Source organism: Sphingomonas sp. RS2018 (genome assembly GCF_054489605.1).
In genome coordinates, this window is record NZ_JBTMWL010000005.1 from 66,948 (window position 1) to 80,959 (window position 14,012).

Sequence of the window (14,012 nt, forward strand, 5' to 3'; positions counted from 1 at the left end):
GCAGCGATACCACGGCGCGGCGCCTGTAGGACAGGCGCCGCCCGTCCGATCACGCGGCCAGCTTGCGCAGGACGTACTGCAGGATGCCGCCGCTCAGGAAATATTCCAGCTCGTTGACGGTATCGATCCGGCAGCGGGTCTGGAAATCCTCGGTCGAACCGTCGGCGCGGGTCAGCGTGACCGTCACGTCCTGACGCGGGCGCAGGCCGGCGACGCCGGTGATCGTGAACGTCTCGCTGCCGTCGAGCTTCAGCGTCTCGCGCGTTACCCCTTCCGCGAACTGAAGCGGGACGACGCCCATGCCGACGAGGTTCGAGCGGTGGATGCGCTCGAAGCTCTCCGCGATCACGGCGCGGACGCCGAGCAGGTTGGTGCCCTTCGCCGCCCAGTCGCGCGACGAGCCGGTTCCATATTCCTTGCCCGCGACGACGACGAGCGGCGTGCCGTCCGCCTTGTGGCGCATGGCGGCGTCGTAGATCGGCATGATTTCATCGCCGTAGCGGCTCATGCCGCCCTCGACGCCGGGGACCATCTCGTTCTTGATGCGGATGTTGGCGAAGGTGCCGCGGACCATGACGTTGTCGTTACCGCGGCGCGCGCCATAGCTGTTGAAGTCGGCGCGCGAGACCTGGCGTTCCATCAGCCAGGCACCGGCAGGCGAGTCCGCCTTGATCGAGCCGGCCGGCGAGATGTGGTCGGTGGTGATCGAATCTCCGAGGATCGCCAATGGCTTGGCGTCGGTGATGTCGGTGATGGGTGCGGGATCCATCGTCATGCCGTCGAAATAGGGCGGATTGGCGATGTACGTCGAAGCAGCCGGCCACTTGTAGGTGTCGGATTTTTCGGTCGAAATCGCCTGCCAATGCCGGTCGCCCAGATAGACGTCGGCGTAGCGGGTCCGGAACATGTCGGACGTTACGTACGAGTCGATCATCGATCGCACCTCGTCATTCGTGGGCCAGATGTCTTTCAGGTACACGTCGGCGCCGTCCGAACCCTGACCGATCGGCGTGGTGACCATGTCCTGCGTGACCGTGCCCTTCAGCGCATAGGCGACGACGAGCGGCGGCGAGGCGAGGAAGTTGGCGCGCACGTCGGCCGACACGCGGCCTTCGAAGTTGCGGTTGCCCGACAGGACCGAGGCGGCGACGATGTCGTTGCCGTTGATCGCGTCCGAGATCGGCTGCGCCAGCGGACCCGAGTTGCCGATGCAGGTCGTGCAGCCGTAGCCGACGAGGTTGAAGCCCATCGCGTCGAGATCCGACGTCAGCCCCGAGCGATCGAGATAGTCGGTCACGACCTGCGATCCCGGCGCCAGCGAGGTCTTGACCCAGGGCTTCGGCGTCAGGCCCTTCTCGCGCGCCTTGCGGGCGACGAGGCCGGCGGCGACGAGCACGGAGGGGTTGGAGGTGTTGGTGCAGCTGGTGATCGCGGCGATGACCACGTCGCCGTCACCGATGTCGTGATCGCGGCCGTCGACGGCGACGCGCTCGGCGCCTTCCTTCTTGTAGACCTTGGTCAGGTCGCCGTTGAACACCTCGTCCACCTTGCTGAGCGAGACGCGGTCCTGCGGGCGCTTTGGGCCGGCGAGCGAGGCGGTGACCGACGACATGTCGAGTTCGAGCGTGTCGGTGAAGATCGGGTCGGCGGCGCCGTCCTCCCGCCACATGCCCTGCGCGCGGCAATAGGCCTCGACCAGCGCGATGTCCGCGTCCGGGCGGCCCGACAGGCGCAGATAGTCCATCGTGCGATCGTCGATCGGGAAGAAGCCGCAGGTCGCGCCATATTCGGGCGCCATGTTGGCGATGGTCGCGCGGTCGGCGAGCGTCATCTCGGCGAGGCCAGGGCCGTAGAATTCAACGAAGCGACCGACGACGCCCTTCGCGCGCAGCATCTGCGTGACGGTGAGCACGAGATCGGTGGCGGTGATACCCTCCCCCAGCTTGCCGGTCAGGCGGAAGCCGACGACTTCGGGGATCAGCATCGACACCGGCTGGCCGAGCATCGCTGCCTCCGCCTCGATCCCGCCGACGCCCCAGCCCAGCACGCCAAGGCCGTTGATCATCGTCGTGTGGCTGTCGGTACCGACCAGCGTGTCGGGATAGGCGATCGGCGTGCCGTCGCCATGATCGCCCGACGCGTCCGACGACCAGACGCCGCGACCGATATATTCGAGATTCACCTGATGGCAGATCCCGGTGCCCGGCGGCACGACGGAGAAGTTGTCGAGCGCCTTCGACCCCCACTTCAGGAACTCGTAGCGCTCCATGTTGCGGCTGTACTCTAGGTTGACGTTGTCCTCGAACGCCTGCGGCGTGCCGAATTCGTCGACCATGACCGAATGGTCGATGACGAGGTGAACGGGCACCTGCGGATTGATCTTGGCGGGGTCGCCGCCGAGCTTCGTAATCGCGTCACGCATCGCCGCCAGATCGACGACGCAGGGTACGCCGGTGAAATCCTGCATCAGCACGCGGGCCGGGCGATACTGGATCTCGCGGTCCGAGCGCGCATCCTTCTGCCAGTCGATGATCGCCTGTACGTCCTCGACCGTGACGGTCTTGCCATCCTCGAACCGGAGCATGTTCTCCAGCAGCACCTTCATCGAGAAGGGGAGGCGCGAGATATCGCCGAGCTTCTCCGCGGCCTTCGCCAGCGAGAAATAGTCGTAGGTCTTGCCCCCGGCGTCGAGGGTCGAGCGAGTAGCGAGCGTGTCCTGGCCGATGGCGGTCATGTGGGTGACGGTCCTTCCCTGTCGTGGCCCGGCGGGCGGCAGGGTGGGCGGCACGGGGCCGCACGACGCCGACGGGCGGATAGCGCGTTTGTCGGGGGCCGTAGCAGGGGGGGCGGGGAAGGGGAAGGCGCTGGCGTTCAAGAAAAACGGCATGAAGAAAGGCCGCCGACCCATGTGGATCGACGGCCTTACCTTACCTTTCGTCCGCGAGGGACGGACGGTCAGGCGAAACGGATGCGCGCGGTCGTCCGGCGGTTGCGACGCATCGCATAGCCCATGCCGCCGAAGCCGATCAGCATCATTGCCCATGTGGCGGGCTCGGGAACGGCGCCGCTGACGGGGGGCATGGCGACGGCGGCGGTGATGAGTCCCTCTCCGATGCGGGAATTACGCTCGTTCGCGGCGTCGCGTTCGGCAAAGCTGGTCGCCGTCGGGCGGCCAAAGATGGTGTCGGCGAGGCGGTAGTTGATGAAGATCGAGCGGCGCGTCTGGTCCGGGCCGGTCACGTTGAACGAAATGCCGCTCGAGAAGATCTCGCTGCTGCTGTTGACCGATGTGAAGGTGAAGCCCTTGGTGGCGATCGGCGCGCCGTTGGGATTGGAATCGAGCGTAAACGACCCCTCCCCCGTCGTGAGCGTGAAATCGAGGATCGTGGCGCGATCGTTGCTGGTCGTGAACGAGCCCGAGACGGCGGCGCCGTCGCGGAAGACGCCCTTGCTGATGGTGAAGACGAGCGCCGCTTGCGCGGTGGTGGCGGTGGTGATGCCGGCGAGCGAGATGGCGGCCGCGAGCAGCCCCTTGAACATGGTCATGATATGATTCCCCCGATGGCTCGGCGACGGTGTCGCGGGCCCGATTCCTTGTCCGACGAATTCGGTATCGGGTTAATTAGCGGGTAATTTTTGCCGCGAAACAGGCTTGCTATCCAGATTGGATCACGTCCCGTTTCGATACGGCGGGGACGCATCCCGGTCCACGTGCGGCGCGCCTCGCGGCACAGCCGACGGCGCCATGCGCATCTTTTCGCTGTCCTACATCGTCATGCCGCCATAGCTGGGCCGGCTTCACGTCATGCGGAGCCGGACCGATGCTGCCACCCAAGCCCTACACGCGCTGGACGAGCGATACCGAAACCGCGTTCCTGATGGCGCTGAAGCTGACGGGGCGGGTGCGCGACGCAGCCGCCGCGATCGGACGAAGCCTGGCGACCGCCTAGACGCGGCGGGCGCGCTATCCCGACTTCGCCGAACGCTGGGCGTCGGCGACGGCGGAGGCGCAGTCGCGGTGGAACGACGCGCACGGCCCCGAGCGACCGAACGAACCGGCGATGGGGCGCGAGCGGCTGGACGGATGGACGCCGGTGCGTCGCCGCGCGTTCCTGCGGGCGCTGTCCGAGACGGGCAATATCCGCATCGCGTGCGAACGGGTGAAGATCAGCACCAGCGCCGCCGCCCGGCTGCGCAAGGCACAGCCCGCCTTCGCCGCCGCCTGGGACGCCGCGCTGGAGCGCGCCGGGCCGATGCTGGAACAGATCGCGTGGGAGCGGGCTGTCGAGGGATGGGAGGAGGCTATTGTCGTGAAAGGCAAGATCGTCGGATATCGGCGACGCTATTCCGAAAGCCTGTTGCGCACGCTGTTGCAGCAGGAGGGGAAACGGAGCGGCGGCTCGACCCGGCCGAAGGGACCGCACGAATTGCGGATCGCGGCGCACGAGGCGGCGCGCGCGGCGGGCGGCATCTTCACCGATCGCGGGACCGAGGAGAAGACCGATGCGTATCTGAGGAAGCAGCTGGACGCGCTGGCCAAACGGTTGCGCGCGGAGGGGAAGTGAACCGCGGGCGTTATCGCGGCCGGTCGTACGGGACGAACGGGCCCAGGCGGCAATAGGGGCCGGGGATGCTCGTCTGGCGCGGAAGCGTGCGGAAACGGTCGTTGCGGCAGACCCGGCTGCCGAAGAGTTCGATCACCACGATCGGATCGCCGCGCAGCGCCGCGCAGCCGTCGACGGGATCGTTGCGGAACAGCCGGCCCTCCGCCTGATACAGCAGGCTTTCGCCGACGATGCGCGGGCCGGCGGTGGCGGGTAGCGCAATGCAGTCCTGCGGCTTGCCGGCGGTACGACCCTCCAGCGCCTCCGCCATCTCGGTTTCCGTATCGACGCGACTGCCCCGGTCCGCGGCGGCGGTGCAGCCGGCGAGCGCGAGCGCGGCGAGCAGCGCGGTGCGCATCGTCAGCGCTCGCCCGTCTTCGTATAGGGTACGAACTCGCCGAACGAGCACGCGCCGCTGGGGAAGGCGCTGGTGCGATCGACGGTGCGGACGATGTCGCCGCTGCAATAGGAGGCGCTGGTGCTGCGCGTCACGACGATGTCGTCGCGCTTCAGACCGAAGCAGCCGCCGCTCGTCTTCGTCACCCAGAGCCGGCGTCCGTCACGATAGACCAGCGTGTCGCCGTAGATCTCCTGCTGCGTCTGATAGGGGCGGAAGCAGCTTTGCGGCCGGCCGGGGGTGTAGCCGGCGAGGCGCTTGTCGAGCTTGGCCTGCACGCGCGAATCCTCGGCGGCCTGGCGCTCGGCCTCCTGCGCGGTGGCGGTGCAGCCGGCGAGCAGCGCCAGCGTGAGGGTGAGCATGGCGGCGCGGCGCATCGAATGTCTCCTTCAGGTCCCCCGCGCATGATAACGCATCAGCCGCGGAATGCATCCTTGCCGGCGCGCAGTTCGGCGAATTCCGCGGCGTCGCGGGCGCGCAGGAACGGATTGGTGGCGCGCTCGACCGCGATGGTGGTGGGGAGGGTCGGTTTGCCCTCGGCGCGCAGTCGGTCGACCTCGGCCATGCGGGCGGCGAGCGCGGCGTTGTCGGGATCGACGGTGAGCGCGAAACGGCCGTTGGACTGGGTGTACTCGTGTGCGCCGTACACGACCGTCGCGTCGGGCATCGCGGCGAAGCGCTCCATGTTGGCGAACATCTGGTCCGCCGTCCCCTCGAACAACCGGCCGCAGCCCATCGAGAACAGCGTGTCGCCCGAGAACAGCAGGTCGTCGTCGGCGAAGTGGAAGACGATGTGACCGGCGGTGTGGCCGGGGGTTTCCAGCACGGTCGCGACGTGATCGCCGATGCGGACCTGGTCGCCCTCCGCCACCGTCACGTCGAGGTTGGCGATCTTCGCCTCTTCGGCCGCCGGGCCGGTCAGCGGGGCCTGCGTCGCGGCCACGACGCCGGCGTTGCCGCCGGTGTGGTCGGGATGCCAGTGGGTGTTCCAGACCTGCGAGATCGTCCAGCCGCGGTCCCCTGCCGCGGCCAGCACCGGATCGGCCTCGCCCGGATCGATCGCGACCGTCTCTCCGCTGGCGTCGTCGTGGATCAGCCAGACGTAATTGTCGCTGAGCACGGGAACGCAGGCGATTTGCAGCGCCATGCCTACCACTCGCCGGTGTTCGGCATCGACTGCCACGGTTCGGCGGGGGGCAGTACGCCGTCCTGCAACAGCTCGATCGAGATATTGTCGGGCGTACGGACGAACGCCATGTGGCCATCGCGCGGCGGGCGGTTGATGGTGTAGCCGGCGTCCATCAGGCGGCGGCAGGTGTCGTAGATATCGTCGACGCGGTAGGCCAAATGGCCGAAGTTGCGCCCGCCGGTGTAGCGCTCGCCCTCCTCGCCGTCTCTCGGCCAGTTCCAGGTCAGCTCGACCTCCGCATTCGCGCGTTCGCCGGGCGCGTTCATGTCCTCGGGCGTGGCGAGGAAGATGAGCGTGAAGCGGCCCGCCTCGTTCTCCAGCCGGCGGACTTCCTTGAGGCCGAGGATGTCGAAGAAGCGGATCGTCGCGTCGGGATCGGTGACGCGGATCATGGTGTGGAGATATTTCATGCGCTGACCCTTGGGTGATGTGCGGGAGGGGTAACGGGCGAGGGGGCGGGGTGTTGCAGGTTCACGCGAGACATTACCGTACGGCCTAAGCGAAGTCGAAGGCCTGCGCTCCGCCACGTGCTTCGACTTCGCTCAGCACGAACGGTGGTTTTATCGCTCAGCCTCGAATTGCGCGAGCGCCGCCTTCGCCGTGCGTTCGACGGGGGTGCCGGCGCCGAGCTTCGCCGCCTTCGTCCAGCCGCCGCGGGCGCCCAACTCGTCGCCGGCCTGTGCGGCGATGTTGCCGGCTTCCAGCTGTACCGCGGCGTCGTCTGGCGCGCGGGTGAGGGCTTCGGCGATGTCCTTCTGCGCGCGCGGGGCATCGCCGGCGCGGCGGGCGAGGGTGGCGGAGAGCAGCCAGGCGAGCGGATCGGCGGGGGCGTTGGTGAGCGCGCGATCGATGTCGAGGCGCGCGCCGGGCAGGTCATTCGCGGCGACGCGGGCGCGGGCGCGGTCGAGCTGCGCCTCGCCCAAAGCCAGTCCGGTGAGCTTGCCGGTGGCGAGTGCGGCATCGAGCGCGGCGCGGGCGCGCACGGCATCGCCCGCCGCCAGCCACGCATTGCCCGCCTGTGCCCAGTGATCGGCGGTGCGATCGGCGGTGCCGACCTCGCGCGTGATCTCGGCGCCGCGCGCCGCCGCCTCGAACGCTGCGGCGGCGGCGGCGTAATTGCCCTGCGTGGCATAGGCCATGCCGAGGCACTGGTCGGCGAGCACGCCGCCGCCCGCGAGCTTCCACGCGGAGGCCGCCGCCGCGCCGCCGGGGCCGGGCGCGGTCGCCGCCGCGACGCAGCGTTCGAAGCGTCGCTCGCGCGTGTCGGCCGGGCCGGGGGCGAGCGGGGCGGTGGCTTGCAGGAGGAGAAGGGCGAAGATCATGGCGTCAGCATCTCGATCACGCTGATGAGCGTGCCGATATCGGCATCGCGGGACAGCCGGTGGTCGCCGTCCTTGACCAGCACTGCCTGCACATCGGCTGAACGCAGCGTCTCGGCCAGACGCAGCGACAGCTCCCACGGCACGTCGGCATCGCGCTGGCCGTGGATCAGGCGGACGGGGCAATCGATGGCGACGACCGGCTGCATGACGAGCAGCCGCTGACCCGCTTCGACGAAGGCGCGGGTGGTGACGGTGTCGCCATAGGGCGAGGTGCGGACGAGGCGGCCGTCGCGCTCCAGCGTCGCATATTCGTCGTCGGTGAAGCCCCAGGCGGTGAAATCGGGCGCGGCGGCGATGCCGACCAGCGCGGCGACCCGGTCCGGCCGGGCGAGCGCCACCAGCAGCGCGATCCACCCGCCCATCGACGATCCGACGAGCACGACCGGCCCCTCCACCAGCTCGTCGATCACCGCCAGCGCGTCGTCGCGCCAGTCGGCGAGGGTGAAGTCTTCGAACGCGCCGGGACTCTCGCCGCAGCCGGCATAGTCGAACCGAACGCAGGCGCGGCCATGCGCCTTCGCCCACGCCTCGACCGCCAGCGCCTTGGTGCCCGACATGTCGCTGGCATAGCCGGGCAGGAAGACGAGGGTCGGCGCGCGGCCGGGGGTGACGCGGACGGCGAGGGGGCGATTGGAAGCGGGGGGCATGGGGGGCGTGTAAGGTGGGAAATGCGGCGCGGTTATGGCCTGTCAGAGCATCGCCGCGAGCTTCGCGCGCGCCGCGTCGGCGAGAAAGCCGGAGCGGTTCTTCGCCACGCGATCGATACGGGCGAGCAGTCCTTCATCGATCGAAACCTGCACGCGAACGGCCCGGCCGGGGCGCTCGCCACGAACGAGGATGCGGGCGACCTCATCCACCTCATCATCGGTTGCGATGTCATCGAGCGTCGAAGGACGGGGGATCGGGTCGCCATATTCGGCCATCACGGCGAGATGCCCACTCAACGCCTCCTCCGCACCAATCGCGGCGTCCTGCATCGTATCGCCGGCGGACGTGCAGCCGGGCAGGTCGGGGAAGAACACGCTGAAGCCTGCGCCGGCGCGCTCGATGATGGCGGGATAATGAACAGTCGCCATGATTCGGGTCTCCTTCGGCCGACCCTGTTGGCGCGGCTATCGCAGGCGCACGCCGCTTTGCCGCTCGATACTCTTTAACGTTCCGATCGATTTCAGTCGCGGATGATGGCTCCCTATAGAAACGGCGTATCGCTCTTCACCGGCAGCTTGCCCGTCGTGCAGATGGCGCGCAGCGCCTGCCAGTCGGCGGGGGACAGGGCGGGGGTGTCGCCGCGGTGGGACTTCGCGCTGGCTTCGAAGCGGGTGCGGCGGGTTTTCGAGAGGGGGTGGCTGGAGAGATAGCCGAGCGCCATCTGCGGCAGCGCGTCCTCCATCTTCCCCAGGCGCGCGAAGAACTGCGCGGTGGGCAGGGGCGAGATGCCGACGGTGGTGAGCGCGGTGATGGCGTAGGTGTCGGCGGCTTCCTCCGCGCCGCGCGAGTAACGGGCGGCGACCAATGTGCCGAGCGTGTTGCCGACGTCGCCGGTGAAGCTGGCGAGCAGCAGGCCGATGCCCGCCTGTCGCGCCATCGCGGTCAGCACGTCGCGGTGGCGGACGTGGCCAATCTCGTGCGCCAGCACGCCGGCGACCTCGTCGGGCGACTTCGCGTCTTGCAACAGCCGGTCGAAGATCACGATGCGGCCGCCGGGCAGCGCGGCGGCGTTGACCATCGGGATGGCGACGACGCGCAACTCCAGCGGCTCGCCGCCCGGATCGAGCCGGCCGGCGAGGCGGTCGAGTGCGGCCTGACCCGCCGGGCCGGCACAGACGCGACCACTGAAATCGCCGAGCATCGCATCGCCGATGCGGCGTTCCCACGCCATCGGCACCGCCTGCGCCACCCAGCCGGGTGCGGCCATGCCGACCGCGACGACACCGGCCGCGACCACCGCGAGGACACCCGCCGCCGGCCACAGCCCGACCCGGTCGATCCAGCGGCCATAGCGTTCGTGCGCGGGCAGGTGGCGGGCGAGGTCGGCCGGCACGTCGCCGATCAGCGCGAGCCGCCAGCCGTCGCGATCGCGCCGCCCGAGCAGCCGCTCCCCCGCCGGCGCGTCGCGGGCGATCAGCGTGTCCCACGCGATCGGGCCCTCACGCCAGTCGCCTTCGCTCAGCGTCAGGCCGGCGGCATCGGCGTGTACCACCGGATGGCGGCGACGCGCGGTGACGCCGTCATAGTGCCAGACCTCCATCACACCGCGCCGATGTCGAACGCGTCGAGCAGCCCCTCACCCTGCCCCGGACGCCGCGTGGTCGAGACGGTGAGCGTGTCGAGATCGACCTCGCCGTACGCTTCGAGATGGCGGATGAAGAAGCTCCAGTGCCGATAGCCGAGGAAGATCGCACCGATGCCGAGCGTGCAGACCACCAGCGCGACGTCGCCGAGGTAGAGCTTGATCCAGTCGCGCGTGCGCGCGTCGAAGCCGAATCCGAGGTGGCCGAGCGTCAGGTGGCCGATGCATTCGCGATAGAACACCGCGTAGAAGGTGATCGGGAAGACGATGAAGACGAGGACGTAGAAGATCGGCAGGATCGCGAACAGCGCTGCGAGCGCTGAATCGGGCACGATCGATCCCACTGCCATTGCCGTTGCGCCCGACAAGGCGGCGACGGCGATCATCGCCGGAATGGCGAGCGCGACGCAGATCATCATGCGCTTGAACACCGGCCAGGCGCTCGCGCCGCTGGTGAAGTTGTGCGGGCCGAAGCTCATCCGCGCCCATTTCTCGTTCCACAGCCCGACCAGCGACCACGGGATCAGCAGGCCCAGCGCGAAGCCGCCGACGATCGGCATCCACGTCGCCTGCACCGCATAATCGAACCCCTGATCGTCGCTGCCGCCCGAGATGCCGTGCCAGACGGTGCGGCTGAGCCGGTAGCGCAGCGCGCGGAAGCGGGCGAGACCGAAGAGGAAGAGGATCGCGAGGTAGAACAGGATGCCGAGCAGCCCGGCGAACAGCGCCTGATCGCGCGCGATCAGCGCCTGGATGCCGAGCTGGAGCAGCAGCATCGGCACGCCGATGACGAGGAGGACGAGGACGAAGCCGATGAACAGCTCCTTGCCCGTGCCGGTCCATTCCAGCCGGTCGTCGATGAAGCGGGTGTGCGCCCACAGATAGCGCCGCTCGCGCGTCTTCGCCCAGAAGCGGTAGATGCCGAGCGTAACGATCATCAGCAGCAGGTTGGTGAAGGCGATCGGCGCATAGTCGCGCCACGTGCCGTCGAAAGAAAAGGCGCTGCGCGGCGCCGACGTCGTTTGCATATCCAAAGATCTGTCCCCCCAAGTCCCCACCCGCATTTGAGCGGGCGGGGCGGGGGGCGGTCAAGGGGTCGGCGGGCGGCGGGGTGCCCAGATTGGCACGTCGCTTATTTCAGGAAGGTCCGCAGTGCGGCTTCGAACGCCTTGGGCTGGTCGAGCATCACGAAATGCGCGGCGTCGGCGACGGGCACGTAGGTGACGTTCGGTGCGGCGGCGTAGACGCGGTGGTAGATCGCTTCGCCGGGGGCCGGATAGACGAGTGTGATCGGCAGCGTGAGCGAAGCGACGTCGGGGCGCAGATCGGTCGTCATGTCCTCGTACATCGCGGCGGCGGAGACGCGGGGGTCGGTGGCGAGCGCCCAGGCCTTCACCTGCGCGCGGCCGGCCGGGGTCGCGGCGAGCGTGTTGGCGATGCCCTCCGCCGCGGCGATCACGCCGAGGTCGGCAGGCTTGCCATAGGCGGCGGCCATGCCATCGCGCATCGCGCGGGCCTGCGGCTCGACCTGCGCCACCGTGGCGCCGGGGAAGAACAGGTCGCCGATGTAGGGCAGCGAGTCGACGATCATCAGCCGGCCGACCTGGGTCGGGTGCGCCTTCGTCAGCATCATGCCGACGAGGCCGCCCATCGAATGGCCGACGACGGCGGGCTTGCCGTACTTCCGCGCGGCGATCTCGGCGGACAGGTCGGCGACGATACCGTCGAGGATGCCGGGCTTCAGGTTGGCGCGGGGATCGTCGCCGGCGAAGCCGTTGACCTGCACGGTCAGCACGTGATGGTCGGCCTTCAGCGCCGGCACCACGCCGTCCCACACCGCGCGCGGGGAGGACAGGCCAGGGATCAGGATGACGACCGGTCCAGTGCCGCCCTCATCGCGGATCGAGATGTGGTCGCGCTGGACGAGCGCCGGGGCGGTGGCGGCGGGGCGGGCCTGGGCATGTGCTGCCGAGGGAAGTGCCGCGGCGAGCAGGAGAGCGATGCGGATCATTGGTTTTGCTCCTTCGGGTTCACGAAGATCGCCTCGATCGGCTGGCCGAACACGTCGGCGATGCGGAAGGCGAGAGGGAGGGACGGGTCGTAGCGGCCGGTCTCGATGGCGTTGACGCTCTGGCGCGACACCTCGAGCAGGTCGGCGAGATGCTGCTGGCTCCAGCCGCGGTCGGCCCGCAGCGCGCGCATGTGGTTCAGCATCAGTCGCCGCCCGCCTTGCGGTCGCGCAGGGACTGCACGCACTGCGCCGCGCCCCATCCCATGCACCACAGGATGAACGCCCAATAGGCGGGCGCGTGCGGCACAACGCCGCCGTCCTCCAGAAAGCCCCAGGCGCTGGCGACCGAGAGCATGAAGGCGAGGCCGACGAGCATCGCCTGGATGACGCGGGCGCGCAGGAATTCGTCGCGCTCCTCGACCACGTACAGGCCGATGACGCCGATGACGCCGATGATCGGCAGCGCGGGCAGGATCGACAGCGCGACCAGCAGCACGCCGGTCGGCTGCCAGTGCTTGATCGCCCAGACCGCGAAGAACAGCGCCGCGACATAGGCGAGCATCGTCGGCCAGAACCGGCGCAGATAGCGCCGGCCGGCGGGGGTGGTGGACCGCATGATGGATCTCCTTGACATGATTCGTTGACAAGCTCGCTTTACGTCAAGCGAGCTTGTCATGTCAAGGAGGCTTTACGAAAGCTAGTTGGGGGTGCGTTCTTGCAGCCACCCCACCATGTCGCGCGCGAGCAGGCCGAGCGTGTCGTCGCGGGCGCCCATCACGACGATGCGGTCGCCGGGCTTGGCCTCCGCCACCAGATGCGCGGCGGCGGCGGTGCGGTCGGGGATGTGACGGGCGTTGCGGCCCGAGGCGGCGACGTCGTGGACGATGTCGGCGCTGGTCACTTCGCGCGCGACGGTGCCGCCCTGGAAGACCGGGTCGGGCAGGACGAGGTGATCGTCGGGCGTCAGTTCCGCGCCGAACATCGCCACCAGTTCGCGGCGCATCACCTTCAGCGGGCCGTAGCCGTGCGGCTGGAACAGGACGAGCAGGCGGCCGGGGAAGGCGTGGAGCGTGCGCAGCGTCGCGGCGATCTTGTCGGGGTTGTGGCCGAAGTCGTCGATCACCGCGACGCCGTTCGCCTGCCCCGCGAGATCGAAGCGGCGGGCGAGGCCGGTGAACGCCTCCACGCCGGCGACCGCGTCCTCGATGCTCACCCCCGCGGCGACGGCGGCGGCGATGGCGGCGAGCGCGTTGGCGACATTGTGCTCGCCCGGCACCGACAGTCGAACGGCGCGGGTGTCACCGCGCCGGTCGAGCGTGAAGCGGATCGCGAACGGCTCGGGCGAGAGGTCGCGCGCGCTGTAGTCGGCGTCGCGGCCGACCGCGACGGTGACCGTGCGGTCGCCGTCCAGCGTCGCGGCGAGCGCGGCGGCTTCGGCATCGCCGATGTTGACGATCGCGGTGCGGGCGTGGCGCGCGAAGTCGCCGAACAGGGTGCGGAGTTCGTCGAGCGACTTGTGGTCGAGGCTGACATTGTTCAGCACCGCGACGTGCGGGCGGTAGAGCGCGATCGAGCCGTCGCTTTCGTCCACCTCGCTCACATAACAGTCGGTGCCGCCGACCAGCGCGCTGGCAAAGGGGGCGTCCGCGCGGGCATAATCCTTCATCACCGCGCCGTTCATGACGGTGGGGTCGCGGCCCGCGACATCGAGGATGCGCGCGATCATGCCGGTGACGGTCGACTTGCCGCTGGTGCCAGCCACGCCGATCGACAGCGGCGCGGCGTTGAAGAGATCGGCGTTCAGCTGTGCGCGTGTCAGGCGGGCGGCGCCGATCCGGGTGGCGGCGACTATGTCGGCGACGCTGTCCTCGACGGCGGCCGAGGCGACGACGATCTGTTCGGGCGAGACGATGCCGCTGCCGTCCTGGGGGTGGAGCGCGATGCCGAGCGCCTGGAGCGCGGCGAATTTGGCGGGGACGCGGCCGGCGTCGAGGCCGCGATCCGACCCCTCCACCTGCGCGCCGCGGCCGGCGAGGATCATGGCGAGCGGCATCATGCCCGAACCGCCGATGCCGACGAAGAAGTAGCGTTTGCCGTGCTGCATGGGTGCGCGCTATCGATGGGTCGAGGGGGATGCAA

Annotated in this window: 17 protein-coding genes; 2 read left to right on the forward strand and 15 right to left on the reverse strand. The window is 69.1% G+C overall.

From position 1 onward, the window contains the following. Window positions 1-49 precede the first annotated feature (49 nt). Window positions 50-2,734, reverse strand: coding sequence for an aconitate hydratase AcnA (gene acnA / locus ACX40P_RS14040; RefSeq protein WP_459126985.1), 2,685 nt, complete (start codon window positions 2,732-2,734; stop codon window positions 50-52). Window positions 2,735-2,955: 221 nt separating this feature from the next. Next, the gene (locus ACX40P_RS14045) at window positions 2,956-3,546 is read right to left on the reverse strand and encodes a PEPxxWA-CTERM sorting domain-containing protein (RefSeq protein ID WP_459126986.1); all 591 of its coding nucleotides are present in this window, start codon (window positions 3,544-3,546) and stop codon (window positions 2,956-2,958) included. Between the two features lie 275 nt (window positions 3,547-3,821). Between ACX40P_RS14045 and ACX40P_RS14050 the strand changes: the two genes are divergently transcribed. After that, window positions 3,822-3,950 (forward strand): hypothetical protein, encoded by a 129-nt coding sequence (locus ACX40P_RS14050; protein WP_459126987.1) that lies wholly within the window; start codon window positions 3,822-3,824, stop codon window positions 3,948-3,950. A 111-nt stretch (window positions 3,951-4,061) separates the two neighbouring features. After that, the gene (locus tag ACX40P_RS14055) at window positions 4,062-4,565 is read left to right on the forward strand and encodes a hypothetical protein (protein WP_459126988.1); all 504 of its coding nucleotides are present in this window, start codon (window positions 4,062-4,064) and stop codon (window positions 4,563-4,565) included. Window positions 4,566-4,575: 10 nt separating this feature from the next. Here the strand turns inward: ACX40P_RS14055 and ACX40P_RS14060 are convergent, their stop codons facing one another. From ACX40P_RS14060 to ACX40P_RS14120, 13 genes are all read right to left on the reverse strand, one after another. Next, a complete protein-coding gene (locus ACX40P_RS14060; RefSeq protein WP_459126989.1) occupies window positions 4,576-4,962 on the reverse strand; it encodes a hypothetical protein in 387 nt (128 codons plus the stop codon). Between the two features lie 2 nt (window positions 4,963-4,964). Continuing rightward, window positions 4,965-5,378: a hypothetical protein gene (locus ACX40P_RS14065; RefSeq protein WP_459126990.1), complete on the reverse strand. Its 414-nt coding sequence runs from the start codon at window positions 5,376-5,378 to the stop codon at window positions 4,965-4,967. Window positions 5,379-5,416: 38 nt separating this feature from the next. After that, window positions 5,417-6,148 carry a hydroxyacylglutathione hydrolase gene (gene gloB, locus ACX40P_RS14070; RefSeq protein ID WP_459126991.1) on the reverse strand — a complete coding sequence of 244 codons (732 nt, stop codon included), beginning with the start codon at window positions 6,146-6,148 and terminating at the stop codon, window positions 5,417-5,419. Window positions 6,149-6,150: 2 nt separating this feature from the next. Then, entirely contained in the window at window positions 6,151-6,600 is a 450-nt protein-coding gene (locus ACX40P_RS14075) for a VOC family protein (RefSeq protein WP_459126992.1), read from the reverse strand. A gap of 150 nt (window positions 6,601-6,750) precedes the next feature. Then, a complete protein-coding gene (locus ACX40P_RS14080; protein WP_459126993.1) occupies window positions 6,751-7,512 on the reverse strand; it encodes a tetratricopeptide repeat protein in 762 nt (253 codons plus the stop codon). Further along, window positions 7,509-8,219: an alpha/beta fold hydrolase gene (locus ACX40P_RS14085; protein ID WP_459126994.1), complete on the reverse strand. Its 711-nt coding sequence runs from the start codon at window positions 8,217-8,219 to the stop codon at window positions 7,509-7,511. The genes ACX40P_RS14080 and ACX40P_RS14085 overlap by 4 nt, the downstream gene beginning before the upstream one ends. A 42-nt stretch (window positions 8,220-8,261) precedes the next feature. Further along, window positions 8,262-8,648: a type II toxin-antitoxin system HicB family antitoxin gene (locus ACX40P_RS14090; RefSeq protein ID WP_459126995.1), complete on the reverse strand. Its 387-nt coding sequence runs from the start codon at window positions 8,646-8,648 to the stop codon at window positions 8,262-8,264. Window positions 8,649-8,761: 113 nt separating this feature from the next. Continuing rightward, the gene (locus ACX40P_RS14095; RefSeq protein ID WP_459126996.1) at window positions 8,762-9,820 is read right to left on the reverse strand and encodes a M48 family metallopeptidase; all 1,059 of its coding nucleotides are present in this window, start codon (window positions 9,818-9,820) and stop codon (window positions 8,762-8,764) included. Then, entirely contained in the window at window positions 9,820-10,890 is a 1,071-nt protein-coding gene (locus ACX40P_RS14100) for a YjgN family protein (RefSeq protein WP_459126997.1), read from the reverse strand. The genes ACX40P_RS14095 and ACX40P_RS14100 overlap by 1 nt, the downstream gene beginning before the upstream one ends. 104 nt (window positions 10,891-10,994) lie before the next feature. Further along, window positions 10,995-11,873 carry an alpha/beta fold hydrolase gene (locus tag ACX40P_RS14105; RefSeq protein ID WP_459126998.1) on the reverse strand — a complete coding sequence of 293 codons (879 nt, stop codon included), beginning with the start codon at window positions 11,871-11,873 and terminating at the stop codon, window positions 10,995-10,997. Further along, complete coding sequence (locus ACX40P_RS14110; RefSeq protein WP_459126999.1) at window positions 11,870-12,076, reverse strand: helix-turn-helix transcriptional regulator; 207 nt, start codon at window positions 12,074-12,076, stop codon at window positions 11,870-11,872. Before ACX40P_RS14110 ends, ACX40P_RS14105 begins: the two co-directional genes overlap by 4 nt. Continuing rightward, complete coding sequence (locus tag ACX40P_RS14115; protein WP_459127000.1) at window positions 12,076-12,489, reverse strand: hypothetical protein; 414 nt, start codon at window positions 12,487-12,489, stop codon at window positions 12,076-12,078. The genes ACX40P_RS14110 and ACX40P_RS14115 overlap by 1 nt, the downstream gene beginning before the upstream one ends. A gap of 81 nt (window positions 12,490-12,570) precedes the next feature. After that, window positions 12,571-13,977 (reverse strand): glutamate ligase domain-containing protein, encoded by a 1,407-nt coding sequence (locus tag ACX40P_RS14120; protein ID WP_459127001.1) that lies wholly within the window; start codon window positions 13,975-13,977, stop codon window positions 12,571-12,573. Window positions 13,978-14,012 lie beyond the last annotated feature (35 nt).

Bases quoted from the DNA above. Each gene is read 5' to 3' on its own strand.
- acnA (WP_459126985.1), bottom strand. From the start codon at position 2,734: ATGACCGCCATCGGCCAGGACACGCTCGCTACTCGCTCGACCCTCGAC.
- ACX40P_RS14085 (WP_459126994.1), bottom strand. From the start codon at position 8,219: ATGCCCCCCGCTTCCAATCGCCCCCTCGCCGTCCGCGTCACCCCCGGC.
- ACX40P_RS14115 (WP_459127000.1), bottom strand. From the start codon at position 12,489: ATGCGGTCCACCACCCCCGCCGGCCGGCGCTATCTGCGCCGGTTCTGG.
- gloB (WP_459126991.1), bottom strand. From the start codon at position 6,148: ATGGCGCTGCAAATCGCCTGCGTTCCCGTGCTCAGCGACAATTACGTC.
- ACX40P_RS14100 (WP_459126997.1), bottom strand. From the start codon at position 10,890: ATGCAAACGACGTCGGCGCCGCGCAGCGCCTTTTCTTTCGACGGCACG.
- ACX40P_RS14065 (WP_459126990.1), bottom strand. From the start codon at position 5,378: ATGCGCCGCGCCGCCATGCTCACCCTCACGCTGGCGCTGCTCGCCGGC.
- ACX40P_RS14110 (WP_459126999.1), bottom strand. From the start codon at position 12,076: ATGCTGAACCACATGCGCGCGCTGCGGGCCGACCGCGGCTGGAGCCAG.
- ACX40P_RS14105 (WP_459126998.1), bottom strand. From the start codon at position 11,873: ATGATCCGCATCGCTCTCCTGCTCGCCGCGGCACTTCCCTCGGCAGCA.
- ACX40P_RS14080 (WP_459126993.1), bottom strand. From the start codon at position 7,512: ATGATCTTCGCCCTTCTCCTCCTGCAAGCCACCGCCCCGCTCGCCCCC.
- ACX40P_RS14120 (WP_459127001.1), bottom strand. From the start codon at position 13,977: ATGCAGCACGGCAAACGCTACTTCTTCGTCGGCATCGGCGGTTCGGGC.
- ACX40P_RS14055 (WP_459126988.1), top strand. From the start codon at position 4,062: ATGGGGCGCGAGCGGCTGGACGGATGGACGCCGGTGCGTCGCCGCGCG.
- ACX40P_RS14050 (WP_459126987.1), top strand. From the start codon at position 3,822: ATGCTGCCACCCAAGCCCTACACGCGCTGGACGAGCGATACCGAAACC.
- ACX40P_RS14045 (WP_459126986.1), bottom strand. From the start codon at position 3,546: ATGACCATGTTCAAGGGGCTGCTCGCGGCCGCCATCTCGCTCGCCGGC.
- ACX40P_RS14095 (WP_459126996.1), bottom strand. From the start codon at position 9,820: ATGGAGGTCTGGCACTATGACGGCGTCACCGCGCGTCGCCGCCATCCG.
- ACX40P_RS14075 (WP_459126992.1), bottom strand. From the start codon at position 6,600: ATGAAATATCTCCACACCATGATCCGCGTCACCGATCCCGACGCGACG.
- ACX40P_RS14060 (WP_459126989.1), bottom strand. From the start codon at position 4,962: ATGCGCACCGCGCTGCTCGCCGCGCTCGCGCTCGCCGGCTGCACCGCC.
- ACX40P_RS14090 (WP_459126995.1), bottom strand. From the start codon at position 8,648: ATGGCGACTGTTCATTATCCCGCCATCATCGAGCGCGCCGGCGCAGGC.